At 56.6% G+C, this 21946-nt stretch carries 16 protein-coding genes; 6 read left to right on the forward strand and 10 right to left on the reverse strand.

Translation table 11 applies throughout. The annotated features are described in order from the left end of the window. Window positions 1-171 precede the first annotated feature (171 nt). Together apcD and HPC62_RS20075 are read left to right on the forward strand one after the other, a co-directional pair. Complete coding sequence (gene apcD, locus HPC62_RS20070; RefSeq protein WP_068507529.1) at window positions 172-657, forward strand: allophycocyanin subunit alpha-B; 486 nt, start codon at window positions 172-174, stop codon at window positions 655-657. 401 nt (window positions 658-1058) lie between these two features. Then, window positions 1059-1664, forward strand: a complete 606-nt coding sequence (locus HPC62_RS20075) for a protease-associated domain-containing protein (RefSeq protein ID WP_172358222.1) — start codon at window positions 1059-1061, stop codon at window positions 1662-1664. A 488-nt stretch (window positions 1665-2152) separates the two neighbouring features. Here HPC62_RS20075 and HPC62_RS20080 read toward each other — a convergent pair whose 3' ends face one another. Both HPC62_RS20080 and HPC62_RS20085 read right to left on the reverse strand, forming a co-directional pair. Further along, window positions 2153-3466, reverse strand: a complete 1314-nt coding sequence (locus HPC62_RS20080) for an NF041680 family putative transposase (protein WP_172353244.1) — start codon at window positions 3464-3466, stop codon at window positions 2153-2155. A 259-nt stretch (window positions 3467-3725) separates the two neighbouring features. Further along, a complete protein-coding gene (locus HPC62_RS20085) occupies window positions 3726-4499 on the reverse strand; it encodes a peptidoglycan-binding protein (RefSeq protein ID WP_205371110.1) in 774 nt (257 codons plus the stop codon). A 455-nt stretch (window positions 4500-4954) separates the two neighbouring features. Here HPC62_RS20085 and HPC62_RS20090 point away from each other — a divergent pair, with 455 nt between their 5' ends. After that, window positions 4955-6985, forward strand: a complete 2031-nt coding sequence (locus HPC62_RS20090) for an FAD-dependent oxidoreductase (RefSeq protein ID WP_172358224.1) — start codon at window positions 4955-4957, stop codon at window positions 6983-6985. A 55-nt stretch (window positions 6986-7040) separates the two neighbouring features. On the opposite strand, the gene HPC62_RS20095 is transcribed toward HPC62_RS20090, so the two are convergent. From HPC62_RS20095 to HPC62_RS20110, 4 genes are all read right to left on the reverse strand, one after another. Continuing rightward, window positions 7041-7613 carry an Npun_F5749 family FMN-dependent PPOX-type flavoprotein gene (locus tag HPC62_RS20095; RefSeq protein ID WP_172358225.1) on the reverse strand — a complete coding sequence of 191 codons (573 nt, stop codon included), beginning with the start codon at window positions 7611-7613 and terminating at the stop codon, window positions 7041-7043. Window positions 7614-7706: 93 nt separating this feature from the next. Beyond that, complete coding sequence (locus HPC62_RS20100) at window positions 7707-8225, reverse strand: hypothetical protein (RefSeq protein WP_172358226.1); 519 nt, start codon at window positions 8223-8225, stop codon at window positions 7707-7709. Between the two features lie 165 nt (window positions 8226-8390). Continuing rightward, on the reverse strand, window positions 8391-10022 hold the full coding sequence (locus HPC62_RS20105; RefSeq protein WP_172358227.1) for an ATP-binding protein: 1632 nt from the start codon (window positions 10020-10022) through the stop codon (window positions 8391-8393). 394 nt (window positions 10023-10416) lie between these two features. Continuing rightward, the gene (locus HPC62_RS20110; RefSeq protein ID WP_172358228.1) at window positions 10417-11919 is read right to left on the reverse strand and encodes a UDP-N-acetylmuramoyl-L-alanyl-D-glutamate--2,6-diaminopimelate ligase; all 1503 of its coding nucleotides are present in this window, start codon (window positions 11917-11919) and stop codon (window positions 10417-10419) included. Between the two features lie 324 nt (window positions 11920-12243). Between HPC62_RS20110 and HPC62_RS20115 the strand changes: the two genes are divergently transcribed. Further along, on the forward strand, window positions 12244-13833 hold the full coding sequence (locus HPC62_RS20115; RefSeq protein ID WP_172358229.1) for a hypothetical protein: 1590 nt from the start codon (window positions 12244-12246) through the stop codon (window positions 13831-13833). Between the two features lie 86 nt (window positions 13834-13919). Here the strand turns inward: HPC62_RS20115 and HPC62_RS20120 are convergent, their stop codons facing one another. Then, window positions 13920-14459 (reverse strand): YbaY family lipoprotein, encoded by a 540-nt coding sequence (locus HPC62_RS20120; protein WP_172358230.1) that lies wholly within the window; start codon window positions 14457-14459, stop codon window positions 13920-13922. Window positions 14460-14669: 210 nt separating this feature from the next. Continuing rightward, on the reverse strand, window positions 14670-14918 hold the full coding sequence (locus HPC62_RS20125) for a hypothetical protein (protein ID WP_172358231.1): 249 nt from the start codon (window positions 14916-14918) through the stop codon (window positions 14670-14672). Window positions 14919-15950: 1032 nt separating this feature from the next. Between HPC62_RS20125 and HPC62_RS20130 the strand changes: the two genes are divergently transcribed. Further along, entirely contained in the window at window positions 15951-18458 is a 2508-nt protein-coding gene (locus HPC62_RS20130) for an ATP-dependent Clp protease ATP-binding subunit (protein ID WP_172358232.1), read from the forward strand. 273 nt (window positions 18459-18731) lie between these two features. Beyond that, window positions 18732-19595 carry a tetratricopeptide repeat protein gene (locus HPC62_RS20135; protein ID WP_172359079.1) on the forward strand — a complete coding sequence of 288 codons (864 nt, stop codon included), beginning with the start codon at window positions 18732-18734 and terminating at the stop codon, window positions 19593-19595. A 116-nt stretch (window positions 19596-19711) separates the two neighbouring features. Here the strand turns inward: HPC62_RS20135 and HPC62_RS20140 are convergent, their stop codons facing one another. Both HPC62_RS20140 and HPC62_RS20145 read right to left on the reverse strand, forming a co-directional pair. Further along, window positions 19712-20953: a glycoside hydrolase family 10 protein gene (locus HPC62_RS20140; protein WP_225910578.1), complete on the reverse strand. Its 1242-nt coding sequence runs from the start codon at window positions 20951-20953 to the stop codon at window positions 19712-19714. A 368-nt stretch (window positions 20954-21321) separates the two neighbouring features. Next, complete coding sequence (locus HPC62_RS20145) at window positions 21322-21720, reverse strand: response regulator (protein ID WP_172358233.1); 399 nt, start codon at window positions 21718-21720, stop codon at window positions 21322-21324. Window positions 21721-21946: the final 226 nt, after the last annotated feature.

Consider the following 21946-nt stretch of genomic DNA (forward strand, 5'->3'; position numbering starts at 1 on the left):
GATTGGTGCAGTGAGGGAAATTCTCGGGCAAAGCCTGCAAGGAACCGTTCAAAACTTAAAAGCCTTGTTGCAAATGTATCGATCCGGTCTTTGATAGACTTTTCTTCAGTCCCCGCAACTCGTTACAATACAGACCGATATTCATCTTTGCTCTGACATCACCGCCATATTATGAGTGTAGTTAGCCAGGTCATCCTCAACGCCGACGACGAACTCCGCTACCCTAGCAGTGGAGAACTCAAGAGCATCAGCGAGTTCTTTCAAACCGGAGAACAGCGCGTGCGTATCGCCAATATCTTGGCGGAGAATGAAAAGAAAATTGTGCAAGAAGCCAGCAAGCAACTCTGGCAAAAGCGCCCCGACTTTATCTCTCCGGGTGGCAATGCCTACGGCGATCGCCAGCGGGCCCTCTGCCTGCGCGACTACGGCTGGTATCTGCGCCTGATTACCTATGGCGTGCTGGCGGGCGACAAGCAGCCCATCGAAAGCATCGGCCTGATCGGCGTGCGCGAAATGTACAACTCTCTGGGCGTTCCCGTTCCCGGCATGGTGGAGTCGATCCGCTGCCTCAAGCGGGCATCCCTGGCGCTGCTCAGCGACGAAGACGCTGCCGAAGCCGCCCCCTACTTCGACTACATCATCCAGGCCATGTCCTAGCTTTGCTTTCCAGTGGCGTGCGATCGAAGGCGTGTAATCGAAAAAGTTTAATATCAGCCTTTGTTCCCTGTGGCGGGCAGAAGTGTTGCACCAAGTAGCATTCCTGCACCTGCGGGGAACCGTTTTTTGTAGCGAGATTGGGTGATCGGATAATTTTGGATTTTGGATTGGCGATTTTGGATTGCAAATCCAGGTTATGCAAGACTTTCACCTTTTCTCAGAAAAGCGCTTCTTGAGAGGAATTGATGCAGCGCACTCGAACATCCCACCGCTGAAAATCGTACAAGTGTTCACCACTTTCCGCCTTTTGGGGCATCATGATGAAGAGCGATCGCCCTCCCAACACTCCGCGACTCGCTCCCAAAATCCAAAACCCAAAATCCAAAATCCCCCCATCCCCTATGCGTCTCGGCAAAGTCGTCAAATCCAACTCCCACTGTGACTACGTGGTTCAAGTCGATGACAGCATGGACGTAGACAACCCGCCACAGGCCGACGACTACGGCTTTGGCAGCTTTGTAAAGCTGGAGGAACCGGGCGATCGCCACTGGGCCGTCGGGCTAATCTACAACTCGCTGCTGATGAACCCGATGTTTATGAGCAACGGGCCGCGCCTGTCGAGCGAACCCGACCCGCTGTTTACGCCAGATTTAATCACCGAAACCCGCACGCTGCTGGGCGTAGTGCTGGTGGGCTGGATGGCGCAGGACAACGGGCAGCCCTACGGCATCCACGGCATCCCCCGCGTGGTCGTCCCTGTCAACACGCCCGTATCGGTCATGACCCAGGACGAAATTTACCGCTTTCACCTCAACCAAGCAGGCAGCCCCCAGTTTTGCTACTATAGCCACCTGCTGCGCTGCGGCGGCAACTTTGCGCCCGCCCTGACCCAACAAACGCTGCAAGAACTGGTCGATAGCCGCCTTTTTTCTGGCCCAGACCAGCGGGCGCTAGAAATTCTCTGCCGAGAGCTTTCCTGGAAAAGCACAATGGGTGCAATGCGTTAAAATTCAGCAGAGCAAAATTCAGCATTAACAGCAAAATTCAGCATTACAAGTCAGCATTACAAGTCAGCGGCAAAATTCGGCAGCAGTCTCCGCTTCATTCTGAACCTCCGGCTGAACGGTCTTAAGCGTCAGCGTTACCCGGCAAACTCCACACCATGATGTCGGTATTCACGGAAGCACAGAGAATTTTATGACACTCGTAATGTCACACCCACAAAAAAATCCGACAGTCCCGAATTGAGTCTGCCGGATTATAGTGTGTTCCCTGTTGATGACTCGGCTAGAGTTGAGTCTCCTTAAGTATGCCGATGCAGAGAGAACTAAAGCGCGATCGCGATCATCTCCAGTTGTGATTTTTGTCACATGCTTCAGTGACTTTAGTTTGGACTAACTGGCATCACAATAATGCTCAACAGGATGCCATAAAGAATCTGCTCAACCGTTCATAACAGTTGAACTTAAGGAATTGGATACAATCCTGCTCGCAGTTAAGCTGCTGTTGCAACCGGACTGTTCAGGGATTGTTCGGATGTCTTGCGTTTCGAGGCTCGTTTTTTGACCATCGGATAGCAGGGACGAGGAGTTGGCTTGTGCCCCTTGCCTCGTCCTGGCGATTTACCACGAGGTTTAGGCGCAGGAGCAGGGGTGCCAATCGCTGCCAAAATGCCTGCAAACGCTTGTGCGACCCGACCCGGAGTCAACGTTTCTTGCGGTGCCTGCCAGGGCAAGGGGTGGTCAGTACAGTCCTTTCGCGCTAACCACAACTGCCAACTGAGCAACGGCATCAGGCTGCTCCACTGTTCGGTTGCCGATACAGAACTGAACTGGGGATGTGTCCAATATAGCCTCTGCTTGGCAAAGCGATACCAGTGTTCAATGGCAAAGCGACGGAGGTAGTGCAACCACAGGGTTTCTAACGGAGGCATCTGCTCACCCAGCCAAACTAACCACAAAGGAGCCAAGCGTCGCGTGCTGCTCTGTGTCTCCAGCACCTCCACGCGCAACACTTCCATTGCCCGTTTGGGGGATTTGCGGAAATGGTATGCACTCCAACGACTGACCCGCACTCGTCCCCAGTTGGGATCATCGACTTCAACGGTTTCGACCGGGACACTCCAAGTGTCAGGGTCATTGAGTTTCATCTTATGTCCATGCTTGGCAGGTGCGCCTCGCCCTCGATACGCTGGGGGCGCGCCATAGACACATCGATTGGATGTAACCCGCAGCAGCAAGTCTGCCTCAATCCCTGCCGTTTGGTTGACAAAACTGGCATTGCCGTACCCTCGGTCGTAGATCGCCAACGGACGCACCGCTAACTGCCGAGTCACTTGTTTGAGTTGGAATGCCGCTTTACTGGCGGGTGTTTCAAAGCTGGTGATGCGCTCATGCCGCAATGGTAATGCCCAACTGCCCCTGTCTTCAGCAATCCAGGCTAAGGTACTGTAGTTTTGTCCGGCTATCGGGGCATGTCCTGTTCTGCCTGATAAGGTGCGGTCTTTCAAACGCCTGGCAGCAGGACGGTTCCACCGACTCGCATCACCTGCCAACAACGGTTGCTGCTGAGTCGGTATCTGCTGCACCAACAGCTTCAGCACCTTTGATCGGGGTAGGCGGCTATCGCGCAACGCTTCATAGGTGCTCGACCACTGGCGACGAAAGACAGGACTCTGCGATAGCCTCACAAACGACACGATGCACGCACTCACTAACACGGCATCCATCAGATCAAACAGGGCATCTCTGGCGTTTCCCAAGCTGGCATACAACGTTTGGCGAAATTGCTGAAGTTCGTTGAAAATCATGGGGTCAATGTTGGTTGTACTTCATTGACCTTACGGCAGTCGGTGCTTCTCATTGACTGCCTTCCTCTTCACCATTAGTCCAAACTAAAGTCAGTGACGAGTCCGTTCGTTTTTCATCAGTAAAAATCGCTGCACAGCCTAACTGCACAGCGATCTTCCGATGACTTGTACGGTTTCAGCTAGGGCAACCCGCCTGACTGCACCCGCTAGAAAACATCCCGCGCTGGCAGTACGGTCACAGGCAACCTAGTCATACAACCTAGTCATAGACCACTCGCGCGTCAAACCCTTCTCTCCGGAGCTGCTGATTCACAGCCGCCGCGGCAGAGTAATCGCGGAAAGAGCCTGCATTGATGAATGGCCCCCGCAGCGAGTCCGAGTCGCGGTAGGCATCGCGCACAAAGCGACGCACCTGGAATAGTAGCTCATCGCTGCTCCCCGGTATGGCAACCCGGTAGGGACCGCCGTAATGGCCCGGAAACCCTGGGTCGGTCGGGCCGCCGATGTTGGCAGGTACTAGGTACTCAGAGGCAATCCAGCCGCCCGTGCCCGCCAGTTCAACCCAGGTCAAACCACCGGAAAATTCCTGCCGTCCAGACAGGCGCACGCGCACCCCATCATCGATGCCTGCAATTACCTGCCCATCAGGACGATTACGCACGTTTACGCCAATTCCGCTATTGGTGCGGACGATCGCCTCGCGGCCCAACCAGTTCCCCGGCGGAACGGGCTGCGACGGGCCGCCGATGCCGCCACCCGACACGAGATAGCCCAGCCCTAGGGCCCGCAGCGTTTCTGGGCCGGCCTGCCCATCTACCATCAACCCGTTTCGTCTTTGAAATGCGATAACTGCGTTTTCTGTTTCAAGACCGTATACACCATCGGCGAAGATGCCCAGCGCCGACTGAATTGCGGCGACATCTGATCCCTGGCTGCCAAAGCTGTAAACTTGGGCTAGCGCTTCGCCCCCCGTGAGCAAGACAGAGGAGGCAATCGCCATCCCTGCCACCTTCCACAGCATCGAGCGGGTCACTTGACGAACTTGGGCTTGGCGAGCTTGAATTTGTCCGGCAATGTTTGAGCATGACCTGAAAGCTTTAAAAGCAGAAAGCGTCTGGAAAAAAAAGTTGGGCTTCATAGGAGGATTGCTCATTCGTGACTACAAAATTTAGCGGCTGCGAATTTTTTCGGGGAGGCCCCTGCTAAAACTGACAACCGTTCAGGACACACCTCAATCTCGATGCGACCTGAGTGCAAGGTCGAACCTCTGCGGATGCAAAGTTTGCACTGGAGCAGAGATAAAAAATATCAGACAATCTTGAGGGGCTAAATGTGCCGATACTTCTGGATTTAGCTACACTGTGAGCCGAATGGATTTCGGAACCCTAAAAATAGGACAGGTGGGCTAAAAGTGAAGATGCCACAAACCAGGCTCCGCCGCAGTCAGAGGAGCATTATTTCTACTAGCATATCATTCGGGTTTCGAGCATGAAACGGTTTTTCTTCTCTCGTCGTTTAGCATGGATCATTCCCGTTGCAAGCCTGCTGGCAGGGGCTAGTTCTGCTGTACTAGTCAGCACTATTGAGCAATATACCCAGGCCGAAACGACCGATGGAAAACTATCCGCAGCAGAGCCTTCTTTTGCCCAAGACTCTGTGCCGGATGCCGAAACAGTCAACCCCAATGACGGAGCAGAAAATGCTCAAACCCTGAATTCTTCTGAGCAATCTGACCCCACAAAAAGCGGATCGGACAACTCTTTTTTGCTGCCCAATGGTCGCCCAAGTTTGTCGCCGCTCCCTGCGCCAGCCGAAACCTGGGAATGTGAAGTAGCAGTGGTGGGCGGGTCGCTGGGTGGGGTGGCGGCCGCCTCTCATGCCATGCGGACGGGCGCGAAGACCTGCCTCATTGAGCTAACGCCGTGGATGGGCGGACAGATCAGCTCCCAGGGGGTGTCTGCGGTAGACGAGTCCAGAAACATGCTGGAGCGGAATAACTTTTCGCCAAGCTGGCAGAGCTTCAAGGACTTTATCTTGCAGCAGCCCGTCACGCTGCCTGCCTGGACGGGTATCACTGCGCCCCTCACGGTCGCCCAGATTAATAGCTGCTGGGTTGGGCGGCTGTGTTTTCCGCCGCAGGTGGGGGCTGTGGTATCGCAGGAGTGGCTCAAGCGGGCGGCGCAATATTCCACAAGCAGCAAGTGGAGCGCGTTTACTGCCTTCAAGGGCGCAGAGTTTGACGAAACAGGACGGTTTATCACCGCGATTTATGCCGTGCGGCGATCGCCCCGGGAATCTGGCTATGTGCCCCAGGGCCGCCCGTCGGTGGAGCTAGCCACTTGGTATGCCTGGGAAGAAGATGCCACCTTCCGCAAAACCCCGATCAAGCTCCAGCCACCGCCCGGAAAGCGGATGATCGTGATTGACGCAACGGATACGGGCGAAGTGGTGGGCTGGGCCAAGGTGCCGCTACGCATTGGTTCCGACTCGCGCAACACCACGGGGGAAACCAACGCCGCCGATTTCGACAATCCAGAATGCACCCAGGCGTTTACCTTCCCCTTTGCAATGGGCATCCGCGCCGATGGCGGCCAGAGCATCAAGACCCTGGAATACGTCCAGTCGTTTTATCCTCGCGCCGAGCATATGCGGGTCTACACGCTAGAAGGCGTGCCGATGTTTCACGGGCGCAGCTTTTTTAACTATCGGCGGATCGTCAGCCTGAATCGCAGCGACCCCTTCTTTGGCAGCCCCGTCCTCAACGACATTACGCTGGTCAACTGGACGCAGGGCAACGACTGGAACTGGATGAATCCGCCGCTAATCCTGACACCCGAAAAGCTCATGCAAACCGGGCAGTATCAAAACTGGATGGGCGGCGTGTCGCTGCGGTCTATGCGCCATGCAGAAAATCACGCGCTGATGTTTGCCCATTGGCTCCTGGAGCAGCCGCCCGATCCAGCGCTGCCGTTGGCCTACCTAGCGGGGGCCGATTCCCCTATGGGGACGGTTTCTGGGCTAAGCATGTTGCCCTACATCCGCGAGGGGCGGCGAATCCTGGGGCGATCGGCCTACGGACAGACGGAGTTTATGCTGCGCGAGGCTGACCTGCGGGAAGACATGGAAGGACGAGACTTTCGGGCAACTGCGGTAGGTGTGACCCATTACGATATTGACATTCACGGCTGTCGCTATCGCAACTGGGAGCCGACGGGCGAGGCAGTTAAAGCTTCGGTGAAAGAATATTACATTCGCCCCGTGCAGATTCCCCTCGAAAGCCTGATTCCGCAGGGCGTGGAGAATCTGCTGGTGGGCGGAAAGGCGATCGCCGCCACGCACATCGCCACGGCCATGACCCGTGTTCACCACGGCGAATGGACCATTGGCTCGGCGGCGGGGGTGACGGCCGGCTGGCTGGTCGATCAACCCGATTTGCAGCCTGCCCAGATCGTCCCTCAAGGAAAAATGCCGCAACTGCAACAGTACATGATTGAGCAAGGCCTGCGGCTGGATTGGTAGACGCAGTGATCTAGGGGAGCAGCGATCCAGGGAAGCAGCTAGGGATTGGGAGCGGCTAGGGGTTGACCGATTCCATCTGCCAGCCGTCGCTGGTTTCAAAATAGCGATCGCGGCTTTGGGGGTCGCCCCGCAGTTGCAGGTGATCCACTTCGGCAGGAGCCAGCAGCAGCAGGCAAAAGGTCGGCAGCGGCACGGTGGGGTCAGGCGGTGGCGGCGAAAACTCGGCCACGGGGCGGCGTGGTTGGGCGGGATGGGGCCAGGCAAATTGCAGGCGGGCTGCATCCGAGAGAGCCTGCCACTGCTGCTGGCGGGCGTGTTGCAAACCTTCATCAGGATGGATTTCATCGATCAGCGTTAGCCGTCCCAGCAGGCGAAATTGTTCGCGGCTTTTGGGAAAATACCAGCAGACCTCCCCCCAGGGCTGGTGAGCGATTTGCTCTGGTTTGGCGCTGCGTGTGTCGGTGATGAACTTGAGCTGATTGGTGGGGTCTAGAAATCCGCGAAAGACCACCGTGCGATTGGCGGGGCGACCGTCTGGCCGCACCGTGGCAAGCTGCACATAGCGGGCATAGACGAGCGAACGATTGAGATGCAGAGCGCGGGAAAGGGGCGATCGCCAAGGAGCCATTAGGTTTAAGGTTCAAGAACGCGATGGAGGGATAGCGCACCTAGCCTAGCTTAGCCCTCCAACACCCCAACCTTCTCCTACTGCCCTCAAACCCTACTCCCGAATCGTCAGCGTGTAGTTAAACTGTTCCCCAGAAACATTGGAGCCGACCCACACGCGATAAGTGCCACCAGCCCAATCTGTTCCCGACAGCGTGGCATTTGGGGCGCGATTGTTGCCGCTGGCGCAGCGGACAACGTTGCCGGGCCCCTGCACAACCAGCGTAGAAACGGCGCGGTTGCTATTGACTTGCAGCGTCAGAGCAGAAAAGTTGCCTTGGAGCGTAATCAGGTGATCCGGAGTAGATGACCCAAAGCCAAGGCAGAGGTTGCCGTCTTTATCGCGGTTGGCGACGATGCCTGGAAGGGAACTGCTGCCGCCTGTCCGTCCGCGCAGAGTCCCTGCATCTGCGCTAAAGCCAGGAGCCAAGGTCGCAGAGCCAAAGTTTGCGGTCTGGGCAAACGCCCCCACGCCCGTCAGCAGCGCTACACCCAGAACCAACAGCCCAATCCATCGGGGCGATCGCCCGCCAATCGGGAGTTTCAAGCTAGAAAATCGGAGTTTCGTCACCATGGCCGGATCTCAGAAGCTAGGGTCTAGTAGGGTCTAGCAGTATAGACGGACACAAAGCGGATGGGTTCCCGATTCATTCCCAAATTTGATTGACAGCGATTGACAGCTATTGATGATTGACAGCTTGATTGACAGCGATTGACGGCTATTCACAGCTATTCATAGCTATCGATAAACCGGAAGCAACACATTGAAAGTAGACCCTTCACCGGGCTTACTTTTCACAGAGATCGAGCCGCCGCACTTGAGCAAAAGCTGCTGCACAATAGACAGACCCAGCCCTGCACCGCCAGAGTCCTCGCCGCTGCCCGCCTGCCGCACCCGATAAAAGCGGTCAAAGATTTTGGGAATGTCGGCGGCAGCAATGCCAATGCCCGTATCGCGCACTTCAATTTGCACATAGTCGCCTTGCAGCTTTGCCAACACCCACACTCGGCCACCCTTTGGGGTAAATTTGATCCCGTTGTGCAGCAGGTTAATCAAAATTTGCCGCAGCCAGGGAACCGTACAGGACACAGCAGGCAGATCCTGCGGAACCGTGTAAGCCAGCAAAATGCCCTTTTCCTGGGCGAGGGGCTGGTAGGTGCTGACGATGCCCGGAACTACATCCGACAGGCGCAGCGGCTGCGTCACCGCTGTATCGTCCATATTTTCCAGTTGCACCAGCTCTAGCACGCTGGTAATTAGCGAACTCTGACGATCGCACTCGTGGGTCAGCATGTCCATATAGCGCTGGCGCTGCGGCGGCTTCAGGCTGGGGGAATTGAGCAAGCTCAGCGCAGTTTTCATCGTGGCCAGCGGCGTTCGCAGTTCTTGCCCGACGGTTTTCAAAAACTCGTCCTTCAGGCGAATCGCGTTTTGCAGTTCCTCATTCTCCATTTGCAGCCCGGTGGCGATTTCTGCCTGTCGCCGATAAATCGCGGTGCTGTGCCACATTTCTTCTTGAATTTGCAGTTGCTTGGCCAGCAGTTGCCCAACAATTCGGGTATTCGGCGTAATGTTAGCAGCCGTTAGCACCCACTCCTCCCAGTGCTTCACCAGGGACTCCAAATCAGCCCGAACCGCCTCAGGAGCCTCGGCAGGGGCGATCGCCTGATGAATGCCCTCTAGCACCCGGCAAATCGTGTCCGATTCAAACGTATAAATCGCCAGCAGCGGATGTCGCCGCTCTATGTCTTCATCAGAGTTGGGGGATAACTCTTCGAGCCAGAGCGGCCGCTCCGGCGGGCTACTATCTGGCTTGGACGGGCGCACCGAGCGCGGCCGATGGGCCAGAATCAGTCCGCAAAACTCCTCCGTCATCACTAGCAGCAGATACTCCCGCTTAAACTGGCTCTCGGTTCCCAGCGGCAGAACAACGCGCTGAGACTGGGCCGCCACATTCAGCGAGGTCGGTTGCGGCTGATGCGTCAAAACTGGAGAATCCGCAGCGGGGCTGTCTACCAGGCCCGCCAGTTCGGCAGCCGTCAGATCAGACACCTGATCCAGGTGCGACAGGTGCCCAGACGATGCTGGCGTTGCGGCCTCTGCCAAATCGCCCTGGCTATTGCCGAGGGTATAGAGCGTATAGGGCGCGGTCGCCGCCGTGCAATAGCGAGTAATTTCCGACTCCCAGGTGTCGCCCTTGGGAAACTTGAGCCAGAGCGTCGCGGGCAAATGTTCTTCGATCAGCAGATCGAGAATGGCCGTCAGCATCGACTTGAACGTCGTGGGGCTAACCTGGAGCGGATGCAGAGGACGCTCAGAACTGAGGGCTAGTTCATAGAGCGAGGCTTCGGAGGAGCGTGGCGATTTCATGGGGGTGAAATTCTATGGGGTAAGCACTAGATGCATTGGAGCATCTCCAACCAGATCGGAGTCGTCTCCAAGCAGAGCGGAGCAGCAGCGCCCCACAGTCTAAATTCCCTGACGTTGAACTAGTCAATCGCGAATAAGTCATAGGACGTACGCACTTGCGATTAAACGTTTTGGGTTTTGGATGATTTCTCGCGGGCTGCGCCCGCGAGAAATCATCCAACTGCGTAAGTCCTAAGTCAATGGCTCTGGCTAATTTCCAGTTTATTAAAGAAAAGGCTGATGATCAGGAGTATGGGGGTTAGAACATGGCTTGGCGACCCTCTTGCGTTAGATTTTTGGGGCTAATTTAGGCTAGATTTTTTGGGCTGAATTTTTCGGGCTGAATTTTTCAGGGCTAGGCAGGATTGAGCGAAAGCCGCTCCATCAGGGCTACACGAGCCTGTTCGCGGTCGTCAAAGTGAACTTTTTCTGTGCCAAGAATCTGGTAATCCTCATGACCCTTGCCTGCAATTAGCACGCCGTCACCGGGCTGCGCCTCCAGAATGGCTTTGCGGATGGCGGCAGCGCGATCGCCCATCACCGTTGGACTCACGCTGGCCGGAATGCCCGCCACCACATCTTGCAAGATCCGCTCTGGGTCTTCGGTGCGGGGATTGTCCGAGGTGACCACGACCCAATCCGCCAGCTCAGCGGCGATCGCCCCCATTTTGGGCCGCTTGGTGCGATCACGATCGCCGCCGCAGCCAAACACGCAGATCATCCGCCCCTGGATAAACGGACGCGACGCTTTCAGCAAGTTCTCCAAACTGTCCGGAGTGTGGGCATAGTCCACAATCACGCTGATATCCTGCGAGGGGGACACCTGCACCTGCTCGACGCGGCCGGGCACACCGGGGAAAGTGGAAAGGGACTGGGCGATCGCCTCTAAATCCAGACCCAGATGCAGCCCCGCACCCACCGCCGCCAGCAAATTTGCCAGGTTAAACTGGCCCACCAGCGGCGAGGCAAACGGCACGTCGCCCAGCGGCGTATGCAGCAAGCCCCGCACGCCCGCAGGCTCATACACCAGATCGCTCGTCCACAGATCTGAACTAGAATCTTGCGTGCTATAGGTCCAAACCGACTGACCCGCCAGCCCTGCCGCCAGCCGCTTCCCGTAGGGGTCGTCCAGATTCACCACGGCCCGCCCTTGCAGATAGCCGGGGCTAAACAGCAGCGCCTTGCTGGAGAAATAGTCCTCCATATCTTTGTGATAGTCGAGGTGATCCTGCGTCAGGTTGGTAAACACTGCCACCTCAAAGGGACACTCCAGCACGCGCCCCTGGGCCAGCGCGTGGGAACTGACTTCCATCACGGCATATTCCGACCCCGCCGCCCTTGCCGCCGCCAGTTGTCCCTGAAGTTCCAGCGCAAAGGGCGTGGTGTGCAGCGCCGTCTGCTGATGCCCCCGCCAGCGGGTGTAAAGCGTACCCAACAGCGCTACGGGCAACTGCGCCTGCGCCAGAAAATGCTCGATCAGGTGGGTGGTGGTGGTTTTGCCGTTGGTGCCCGTCACGCCGATCAGCTTCATCGCCTGAGCCGGGTAGCCGTAGAACGCCGCCGCCAGCCGCGCCGATGCCCGCGCCACGTTCGCCACGGGAATGATGCAGTCGTCGGCGGTGGGCGGTTTTTTCTGCACAGCGTTTTCGGACACCACAGCGGCGATCGCCCCTGCCGCCAGCGCACTCTGCCAAAATTCGCCCCCGTCCACCCGCGTCCCCGGCATCCCAATGAACAGATCACCAGGCTTGCAGGCGTGAGAATTCGTCGCCAGCCCTGTTACCTCAGCGTTCAGCGCCCCATGTTCCGGCAGTTGCAGGCTTTCCGGCAGCGCCCGCAGCAGTTCCACCAACTTCATTCCGCCAAGCCTCCCAAACAGCACATTTGCGATTTCGCATCTCGATTTCTGCTTATTTGAAAGTGTAAAGGGTGATCACACCTGCGGAACGCTTTTTATCAGGTTAGACCAGGGCAGACCACATGAGCAGGCTAAATTATGAAGTCTTTGCGGGTGTGAACAGACTTTTTCAAAATTGGATGGCAGATTGATGGAATGCAGGCAGGATTGCAAAGTCGCAAAACCAGCCTGTAAACCGGCCTATAAACAAGCTTGTGGGCCAACATTAGCCAGTTTGTGAATCAGTTTTGAAAATCACCTAGATAAGTAGACAAGCATTCGCGGATGAGTAATGACAAGCAATGGTGGGCTGCGGGAGCCAATCAGATCAACCGCTGGCTGGTGCAAAACCAACTGCGATCGCTCGATGAGGCCTATCGCGGCGCGCTGCAAATTCAGGAGCTAGAACGTCAATACTTTGGGGGCGATCGCATCGCTTTTCGCGCCGACCTCAGCAAGACGGTGTTTGATTACGTCAAAACAAAGCGCGATCGCCAACTGCTGCGCGTGCGGGCAAACCTTACCCGATTTCGCCTGAGCAGCTTTTTGCAAAATACCGATGTCACCCCCGAATCTGCTGTACCGACTGCTCAGGAACAGCAAATTTTGGAAAAACTGGGCTTTATCGAGCGAGTTATCGGCAAATATCGCGATTTGGACAACATGCTTGATCAAATAGCGGCAGAAGCGGGGGATGAAACAATGGCTGATACGACTATTGCCGCTCCAGAACCCGGCAAGCTGACCAAAGATTTGCGAACTAGCCGCGGTAAAGTCTCTGGGTCCAAACCGCTGCCGCCTATGCACTCTGGCGAAACAGACAGTTCTGACTCAATCCTGAATCGGCTGTCTTCTATCGGTAAGGAATTGAGCAAAGAACTAAGCCCACCCTCGGAGCAGGAAATTGTCACCGAACTGCGCCTGCGCCGCAAGCAAAACCGTATCGCCCTGCGCTGGCTAGCGGTGTTGTTGCTGCTACCCCTGCTGACGCAGGTACTAACCAAAAATTTGATATTTGAACCACTGCTAGGTAGTTACAGCGATCGCCATCCCTCTGCCGTCGAACTCAGCACAGAAATCGAAGAAGAATTTCTCGCTAAATTTAGTGAATATCGAGAAGCCCTAGAAATTCGGCACTTGCTGAAAAACTATCAGCCACCTGTCGCAGAACAATCGCAGGCTCCTTTTTGGCAACGCAACCGCTCCTTTTTCAACCAAGCGATTGAAGATAAAACCCTAATGCGCTCCTCTGCTGATGTGTTGACCGTTGCCTCTAGACGGCCACCGACCGAGCCTGCCCACCAGCTCGATGGGCGATCGCCCGGCATAGCTCCAGGGATGGCCCACGGCAGCCCATCGCGTGGCATCATCGTGACAACTGACCTGCCCAACTTGCCCGAACTCCGCACCGATCTCGAGGAGGAAGCTCGTGAATATCAACAGGCGCTGCAAGAAAAAGCCGTCGAGCTATGGCGCGAAGCCCGCGAAAAGCAGCTTGACGGCCTCAAAAACGTGCTGGCCGACCTAACCTCGATTTTGGTGCTAATGGGGTTGGTCTACTTTGGGCGCGATCGCCTCCGGCTATTGGGCAACTTTACCAACCGCACCTTCCTCACCCTCAGCGACCCCGCGAAAGTGTTCCTGTTTATCCTGGTAACGGATATTTTCGTCGGGTTCCACTCTGCCGAGGGCTGGGAAGTCATCCTCGAAGGCGTGTTTCATCACTTTGGCCTGCCCGAAAGCAAGGTCTTTATCAACGGCTTTATCGCCACAGTGCCCGTGTTTATTGATTCCTGCATCAAGTTCTGGATTTTCTCCTACCTGACGCGCTACTCGCCCTCGGCTTCGGCAATCTACGAGCGGATGAACACGTAGGGAAAAAAGGAAGAACGAAGAAGGAAGAGGTTTCGGTTTTCGTTCTTCGATTTTCGTTTTTCTTTTTTTCCCTTTTCCCTTTTCCCTCACCTTACTGGCTCTACCCGCACCTCGACCCGACTCGGATTGCCCCCGGTGATGACGGGATAGGTCTGGGGACTGGTCAGGGCGAGCGCCCCATCGATCAGAACGCGGGCGCGAACGGCGTAGCGGTGATTGTCCTGAATCAGCGCTGGATCGTAGAGAATTTCAAAATTCAGCGGCATCTGTCGCCCGTTGGTGCGAATCGTCTGCTCTGCTAGCACCACAGTAGACGCACTGGCCCGCGTCAGATCCAGCAGTTGCACGCTAAGAATGGCATTGGTTGGGAGGGCGCTGCGCTGGAGCGAGACGACCGCGCCGCTGACGGAGGCCTGGGCCTGGGGGTCGTCGGGGGGCAGTTCGGGCGGTAGATCGGGTGACGATTCCGATGGCAATTCTGGTGTAGCATCCGGCGTAGTCTCTGGGGAAACCTCTGGAGCCGGGGTTTGGGCGATTCGCGAGGCGATCCCTGTGGGAATCGCCACTGTACCAACCAGCAGGCCAAGCAGCAGAGAAACTAGAGACAATCCAACTTGCGGTGGCATCACAGGCATATTGCTCACAGCGCACACTTTAGGGGGCTTTGGGTTGGCATAGTCTATGAAAGATAGACCCAGCCAGTCAAGCTTAGTCCATGCCCCGATGTTAATTTTCCTGGCCAGAGCTATGAATGAAATTGCTGACAGCCCCGCAGACGCTTTGCGGGCAATCCAAAATCTCAAATCCACAATCCAGAATCGATCCGATTGCTGTCCCTAGCAGGCGGGGCTAACCGCAGACGCGCTGGGCGCAGCAGGCACAGACGCAGGCATGGGTTGCAGGCTATAGCCCACCAGGGGCACACCTTTACAAAAGATCCCCAGACGAGGGCGCATTTCAAACGCTGCCTCCGTTCCGGCGTTAAATTCCGTCTCGGTGAGCAGCATTAGCCCATTGGCACCGGGTATGAGTTGGACGGGGGTTTTGCGAGAGCGCGAAACCAGTAGATGGGTGGGTTGGAACATGATGAGAGCCTCGGAGATAGATAGGAGAAAAGATGTCAGCAAAAGATGTCAGAGAGATCAGAAAAAGTCAGCGGACAGGATTGGAATTGTCGAGCATTGGCCCCAGTCTTAGGCGATCGCAACTCGCGAATGAATCGCGAATGAATCACAAGTGAATAGTGAATGAATAACAGTATCTAGCCCTAGCCCAGGCATGACGAGGGTTTTGCAGGTGTGGAATGTTGCCCAAATTGGATGGGTTTCCCGCAGACCGAACCCAGACCGCACCGCGCCACGGACGGTCTACCGCACCCGATTTCTATCCAAAGGGAGGTTTTGTGCCCCCTTTTACTTCAGTACGATTCACAAGGTTGAATAGTTCCGAAAGAGTCCTAGGCCTGGTTGCCTGACACAAGTCCCGAAAGCCCAGAAAATTCGTTGTCTTGGGATCGAAGCCCATAGCTCCTGAGTTGGAGCCGGAGGGCTTGGTCAGAGGAGCTTTTGGGCCAGCGTCCCCTACGAGAAATCAGGGGTTTCCAGAGATGTGTCAGGCAGTCAGGTCCTAGGCAGTGTCTTAAAACTTTCTAAGTCGCTGGTTGCCTTGAGTCGATCCCCCTAAATCCCCCTCATTAAGGGGGACTTTCAGAGTGGTTCGGCTCGGTTCCCCCCCTTGTTAAGGGGGGCTAAGGGGGATCGAAGGGTATTAAAACACGCCCTTGTCCTGCACCTTGACGACCGAAACAGTATCTAGATCTCCAACTCTCTTCCGACTCGCTGGACATCTCGCTGGGCATCTCGCTGGGCATCTCGCTGGGCATCTCGCTGGGCATCGCATTTCAGGGCAAGCAACTCCTTAACCCCCTACTCCTCCGGGTAGATACGGTTATCCTCCCTGCTATCGAGGCGAGAATGCGGATACATTGGAACTACGGAGTACATAAAAATTCATATGCACCAGTATTGGGACTGCATGAACCGCTGAATACTCGCGGCATGTGCTTCTGACGGGGAGCCAGTTGGCAAACCGGGCAAACCTCATTCAAGGTTCTGAGGATGTTTGAGTATTTCACTGAAAAAGCGATCGCTGTGGTGATGGCAGCCCAGGAAGAAGCTCGTCGGCTGGGACATAACTTCGTTGGCACAGAGCAAATCCTGCTGGGGCTACTGCTGGTAAAAGACCACATTGCAGCAGACGTGCTGACCGATTTGGGCGTGACCGTGGAGGCCGCCCGCCACGAGGTCGAAAATATTATTGGGCGCGGGTCTGGCTTCGTGCCGCCCGAAATTCCCTTTACCCCCAAGTCAAAACGAGTCTTTGAGCAAGCGTTTCAGGAGTCTCGCCGCCTCGACCAGCGCCATGTGGGGACTGAGCATCTGCTGCTGAGCCTGGCCCAGGAACAGGAAAGCGTCGCTGCAAAGGTGCTAGAAAACCTGGGTGTCAATTTGGATCAACTGCGAACCACGGTGATTCGCGCTGTGGGCGAAGTGGCCGAAGTGCCCGTGGGCAGCACGACCAAGCGCTCCAGCCGCAACAACCGCAAGCCCAAAATGCTGCAAGAGTTTGGCACCAACTTGACAGAGCTAGCCGCCGAGGGCAAGCTCGACCCGATGGTGGGCCGCCAAAAAGAAGTGGAGCGGGTGGTGCAAATTCTCGGTCGCCGCAGCAAGAATAATCCGGTGCTAATTGGGGAGCCAGGTGTGGGCAAAACGGCGATCGCCGAGGGGCTGGCCCAGCGCATCGTGAATCAAGACGTTCCCGACCTGCTGCTAGAGCGCCAGGTGATCAGCCTAGACATGGGCACGCTGCTGGCAGGAACCCGCTTCCGGGGCGACTTTGAAGAACGCCTCAAGCAAATCATGCAGGAGGTGCGCGAGGCAGGAAACGTCATCCTGGTGATCGATGAAATTCATACCCTGGTGGGCGCAGGTTCGCTAGAGGGCGGCATGGACGCGGCCAACCTGCTGAAGCCTGCCTTGGCGCGGGGCGAGTTGCAGTGCATCGGTGCCACTACGCTAGACGAATATCGCAAGCATATCGAGCGGGATGCTGCGCTCGAACGCCGCTTTCAGCCTGTGATGGTAGAACCGCCAACGGTGCTGGAAACGGTGGAGATTTTGCGGGGTCTGCGCCAGCGCTACGAGCAGCATCACAACCTGCTGATTTCGGACGAAGCGCTGGCCGCAGCGGCCACCCTGAGCGATCGCTACATTACCGATCGCTTCCTGCCGGACAAGGCCATCGACCTGATCGATGAGGCTGGCTCCCGTGTCCGCTTCCGCTATTCGGCCCAGGCTCCTACGCGGGAGCTGAAGCAGGAGCTACGCCGCGTCCTCGCTGAGAAAAACGCCGCTGTGCAAGAGCAGGACTTTGACAAAGCCACCCAACTGCGCGATCGCCAGCGCGAGCTAGAGGCACAGATCAGGGGGCAGGGTGCAGGAGTCCGGGATCAGGCGGTGGGGATGATTGAACCCTCCTCTCTTCCTGGTTCCCCTGCTCTTCCTGCCCCCTCGCCAACGGTCACTGCCGAGGATATTGCCCAGGTGGTCGAATCCTGGACAGGCGTTCCGGTAAACAAGCTGACGGAATCGGAATCTATCTCGCTGCTGCATCTGGAGGAACGGCTGCACGAGCGAGTCATTGGGCAAGATGAGGCGGTGAAGGCCGCAGCACGGGCCATCCGGCGATCGCGCGTGGGGCTGAAGGATCTGGATCGGCCCATTGCCAGCCTGTTCTTCTCTGGGCCGACAGGCGTGGGCAAGACAGAGCTAACCAAGGCGCTGGCGGCGGCCATCTTCGGGTCAGAGGAGGCGATGATCCGACTGGATATGTCGGAATTTATGGAGCCGCATACGGTGTCGAAGCTGGTCGGTTCGCCCCCAGGCTACGTGGGCTACGACGAAGGCGGTCAACTGACGGAAGCCGTCCGCCGCAAGCCCTATACGGTGGTGCTGTTCGATGAAATCGAAAAGGCCCATCCCGACGTATTCAACATCCTGCTGCAACTGCTGGAAGACGGTCGCCTGACGGATTCTAAGGGGCGCACGGTCAGCTTTAAGAACACGCTGATCATCTTCACCTCCAACATCGGTTCTCGCGCCATCCAAAAAGGCGGCAGCGGGCTGGGCTTTGATCTGGGCGAAGGCGACTCGCAGTATACCCGGATGCGCGATCGCATCAACGACGAGCTAAAGCAGTCCTTCCGCCCTGAGTTGCTGAACCGATTGGACGAAATCATCGTCTTCCGCCCGCTCACTCGCGACGAGGTGACGCAGGTGGCCGACCTGATGATCCGCGAGGTGAATCAGCGTCTCAGCGAACAGGGCATGGCGCTCATCGTCACCGATGCCGTCAAAGAACGGCTGCTGGCGGAGGGCTATGACCCTGCCTACGGAGCGCGACCCATGCGCCGAGCCGTCACCCGCCTGCTGGAGGACGCGCTGGCGGAGGGAATGCTGACGGGCGAAATCCGCGCAGGCGACACAGCTATTGTTGATCTGGACGACGACGGACAGATCCGCGTTCGCCGCCAGGATGTGCCAGTGCTGCAATCCGTCAATTAAGTCCGTTAATTAAGTTAATTAAGTTAATTAAAAGGCATTGCTCCCGCAGGGCCGACTCCACTTGTCGCCTCTCATGCGGGAGCAATTGTCCGGACTATTGACTGCAAGGAGCGTATGCACTGAAACTGAGCGCCAAAATATCGAAATGATAAGGCGTGATTTCGGCGATTTCTTTTAGTGATTTCTTTTGGCGATCTGTCGAGTCATCGTCTAAGCTATGCTCAGTATTTAACGATAGTGCTGGAATTAACCTTGCTGAAGCTGAAATTGATGGTGTTGAAGCGTTTTCCTCTCTTGGCTCTGCCGTTTGTGTTGGGTGCAGGGTTTTGGGCGCGTCCGGCGATCGCCCAGGCGTTGATTCCCCATGTGCCCCAGTTGGACTATGCCCGCATGGAGCAGCAGGGGCTGAGTCTGGCGCAGGAAGCGGCGCAACTCGCGCAGTTTCAGCAGTATGAACTGGCGCTGATTCGGGCGCAGTTGGCGACGCAGCTTGTGCCGCAAAATGGGCAGGTGTGGGCGCTGCTGGGCAGTCTGTATCTGCAAGTGGGCCAGGGCGACAAGGCGATCGCCCCCCTACTCAAGGCTGAGTCCCTTAGCCGAGAAGACCCGGCGATCTTGTTTGCCCTGGGCACGGCCTATTTTCGCGCCGAGAACTATGCCCGCTCCGCCGAATACCTGCGAAAAGGGCTGGCGCTGAAGGCAGACGAACCCGGTGCCTGGTTTGACCTGGGCAATGCCTACTATATGCAAAAGCGCTACGCCGACGCGATCGAGAGCTACGAAAAGTCGGTCGAGCTTCAGGAAGATTTTTGGCCGTCCATCAACAACATCGGGCTGGTGCTGTATGAAATGGGCGACATCGACGGGGCGCTGGAAAAATGGCGCGAGGCGATCGCCATCGACGGAACGCAAGCCGAGCCGCAACTCGCGGTCGCTGTGGCGCTGTTTGTGCAGGGCAAGCAGGAAGAAGCGCTGGCGATGGGCGAAGCCGCCCTCAACCTGGACGATCGCTACGCCGAGATCGACTTTTTGCGGGAAAACCTGTGGGGCGATCGCCTGATTGAGCAAACCCGACGATTCCTCCAGCTTCCCCGGATGCGCGAGACGCTGGCGCAGATTCGGCAGTCGGGAGGTTAGGGCGACGGAGAGGGAAAAGAGGGAAGAACGAAGAGGGAAGAACGAAGAACGAAGAGAGTCCGTTTTTCGTTCTTCATTTTTCGTTCTTCGTTCTTCATTTTTTCGCCTCTCCCCCATCACCCCACCCTCGGCCGCTGAGCGGGTCTGGGAAATAGCGTGCGGAGCGTGCGATCGCGCCCATGTAGCATTTCGTAGAAGAAGAACGACACACCCGCAAAGCCCTGCTGCCGAACGGCAAAGACCTGCTGGCGGATTACCTCTGGGCGGGCAGGACGATCTTTGAGTCCGGCTAGGATGCCAATGGCAACGGGGATGTGGCTCCGGGCTTCGACGATTTCGGGGCGGCTGAGTTCGGCTGCAAAGCTGGACAGGTTATCCCGATAGATTTGAATGATCAGTTCTTCTACATAGCCGCGCCGCTCCCAGGTCTTCCAGTCTTGCAGATAGTGGCGATAGGCGTAGTCCTGGGTGTTGGGCGACAGGGCCACCAGGCAGTCGGGGCGGTAGGATTTCACGGTTTCAAACAGGCGCACCATGATGGCAGAGATGCGGCTGGCTCGCCAACGTGTCCACTCAGCATCGTAGGGATTGGCGGGCGGCGACTGGCCCTGATGCTCCTGCTGGTAGAGCCGGATGGTGTAGGGGTCATAGCCCAGTTCGGCGGGCAGCCCAAAGTGATCGTCCAGTTGCAGCCCATCGATTTCATAGTTGGCGGCGAGTTCGGCAATTAAGCTCAAGATGAATTCCTGCACCTGCGGATGGAATGGGTTCATCCAGACGCGGGGCCAGATCCCTTCCATGACCACCTGAGAGCCGTCGCGCCGCTGCGTCAGCCAGTCGGGATGCCGTCGCGCCAGTTCCGAATCTGCCGGGGCCATAAAGCCAAACTCGAACCAGGGAACCACGGCCATGCCCAGGCGATGTCCCTGCTGCACGGCTTCAGCGAGCATATCGCGTTGCTGCAACCCGGAGTGGGGGTCTACCCGTCGCCCAATGACGCGCTCGGCCGTGGCGCTGGGATACAGCGTGTAGCCCCAGTTCCAGACAGTGGGATAGATCGTGTTGAAGTGGAGGCGGGAAAGGCGGCGGAGTCCCTCCGAGAGGCGATCGCTCGAAAACAGCACATCGCTGTCGATGTTAGTAAGCCAAACGCCCCGCAGTTCCGTGGTGGGCAGCGCAGCCTGGGCCATCCCGCCCAGCGGCAAGTGAAGCAGCATAGACAGCGCCAGGCCCAGCGCGGTTAGCCTCGTGCGCCAGGAGCGAAACGTCCGCCGTTGAAAAGCTGTGAAAACGCTGGCAGGAAAGACCGAAAAAGGAGTTGATTGCAGGAAAGCGGAGTAGAACTGTCGAAATTTCACGATTTGTCGTGGGATTGACTTTCTTGATTGGCTTTGCAGATAGATTTTAGGATTTCTCTACTCAAACAGAAGTTCCCACGACAAGTTGCCCCTTTCAGCACAAACATCCTCTAGGGGGTAATCAGGGCGGCAATCTGAGCGATCCGCCGACCGCACCTGCTGCGCTGTTTCTCAGTTTCACCGCCGATCGCCAAGTCGGAGGGGGTTTGGGGGACGCGCTTCAATCCCCCAAGCGGGGATTTTTGGGAAAAGCATCCCCCAAGGATTGCTGGCTTGGAAAGCGCTACCTGCCGCAGAACCCCGCCCCACAAAAAGCCGCCTCTGCGAATGCGGGAGCGGCAAGTTCATACAAATGTACTAGAATCAAATTACTCTTGGGGCAGCAGCGACATGATTTGCTCAACAAACCGCTGGTGATCCACCACGGGCTTGGAGATATAGTCGTCGGCTCCGCTCTGCTTCAGGAAATTCTCGCGATCGCCCTCCATCGCATGAGCCGTAACCAGGATAATCGGCAAATCCGCCGTTTTGGGATCAGCCTTCAGCATTTGGGTAATCTTAATGCCGTCCACGGGCTTGCCTTGATAGACGCTGTGCGACAGCGACACGTCCATCAAAATGATGTCCGCCGCTCGCGCCGTGGCAATCTCCATGACCTCATCCACATTCTCGGTATGGCGAACTTCTAGCCCGCCCCGCTTGGTCAAAATCTTGGAAAAGACACGAGCGTTAATTAAATCGTCTTCAACAATTAGAACGGTCTTCATACCAATTGTCTAACTCCCCGTTATTCACCCTTACCCAAAAGCATGAAATATCTCCTACCCCAGCAGTTAAGGAAACATGATGAAGAACTATAAAAGAGTGATAAAACCTGAACATAGCATCTCACAAAGCATTTCACAAAAGTCTAGCTGGCAATGATGGCGATCGCCCCGTCTTCCCATCCCCCTCGGTTAATTCGCTCCAGCAGATTCCCCCATCGCCCCCAAG

The organism is Thermoleptolyngbya sichuanensis A183 (genome assembly GCF_013177315.1).
GTDB lineage: Bacteria > Cyanobacteriota > Cyanobacteriia > Elainellales > Elainellaceae > Thermoleptolyngbya > Thermoleptolyngbya sichuanensis.

Bases quoted from the DNA above. Each gene is read 5' to 3' on its own strand.
- apcD (WP_068507529.1), top strand. From the start codon at position 172: ATGAGTGTAGTTAGCCAGGTCATCCTCAACGCCGACGACGAACTCCGC.
- HPC62_RS20075 (WP_172358222.1), top strand. From the start codon at position 1,059: ATGCGTCTCGGCAAAGTCGTCAAATCCAACTCCCACTGTGACTACGTG.
- HPC62_RS20080 (WP_172353244.1), bottom strand. From the start codon at position 3,466: ATGATTTTCAACGAACTTCAGCAATTTCGCCAAACGTTGTATGCCAGC.
- HPC62_RS20090 (WP_172358224.1), top strand. From the start codon at position 4,955: ATGAAACGGTTTTTCTTCTCTCGTCGTTTAGCATGGATCATTCCCGTT.
- HPC62_RS20095 (WP_172358225.1), bottom strand. From the start codon at position 7,613: ATGGCTCCTTGGCGATCGCCCCTTTCCCGCGCTCTGCATCTCAATCGT.
- HPC62_RS20100 (WP_172358226.1), bottom strand. From the start codon at position 8,225: ATGGTGACGAAACTCCGATTTTCTAGCTTGAAACTCCCGATTGGCGGG.
- HPC62_RS20105 (WP_172358227.1), bottom strand. From the start codon at position 10,022: ATGAAATCGCCACGCTCCTCCGAAGCCTCGCTCTATGAACTAGCCCTC.
- HPC62_RS20110 (WP_172358228.1), bottom strand. From the start codon at position 11,919: ATGAAGTTGGTGGAACTGCTGCGGGCGCTGCCGGAAAGCCTGCAACTG.
- HPC62_RS20115 (WP_172358229.1), top strand. From the start codon at position 12,244: ATGAGTAATGACAAGCAATGGTGGGCTGCGGGAGCCAATCAGATCAAC.
- HPC62_RS20120 (WP_172358230.1), bottom strand. From the start codon at position 14,459: ATGCCACCGCAAGTTGGATTGTCTCTAGTTTCTCTGCTGCTTGGCCTG.
- HPC62_RS20125 (WP_172358231.1), bottom strand. From the start codon at position 14,918: ATGTTCCAACCCACCCATCTACTGGTTTCGCGCTCTCGCAAAACCCCC.
- HPC62_RS20130 (WP_172358232.1), top strand. From the start codon at position 15,951: ATGTTTGAGTATTTCACTGAAAAAGCGATCGCTGTGGTGATGGCAGCC.
- HPC62_RS20145 (WP_172358233.1), bottom strand. From the start codon at position 21,720: ATGAAGACCGTTCTAATTGTTGAAGACGATTTAATTAACGCTCGTGTC.